The organism is Pseudoalteromonas sp. SIMBA_162 (genome assembly GCF_046535955.1).
In the GTDB taxonomy this organism is placed as follows: Bacteria; Pseudomonadota; Gammaproteobacteria; order Enterobacterales; family Alteromonadaceae; genus Pseudoalteromonas; species Pseudoalteromonas marina.
This window is the reverse complement of sequence record NZ_JAWJBQ010000711.1, coordinates 1-256: the sequence shown is the minus strand read 5'-3', so window position 1 is coordinate 256 and position 256 is coordinate 1. Positions and strand designations below refer to the sequence as shown.

The 256-nt window shown below is 46.9% G+C and carries 1 rRNA gene; it reads right to left on the bottom strand.

Going from position 1 to position 256, the window contains the following annotated elements:
* Positions 1-256: ribosomal RNA gene (locus tag R0J88_RS21510) — 23S ribosomal RNA — on the bottom strand; the annotation flags it as partial.

Here is a 256-nt window from a genome sequence, read left to right as displayed (position 1 = left end):
TAATCGGTTAACCTCGCTACAAAATATAAGTCGCTGACCCATTATACAAAACGTACGCAGTCACAGAACAAGTCTGCTCCTACTGCTTGTACGTACACGGTTTCAGGTTCTATTTCACTCCCCTCGCAGGGGTTCTTTTCGCCTTTCCCTCACGGTACTGGTTCACTATCGGTCAGTTGGGAGTATTTAGCCTTAGAGGATGGTCCACCTATATTCAGTCCAAGTTTCACGTGCTCCGACCTACTCGATTGCACTT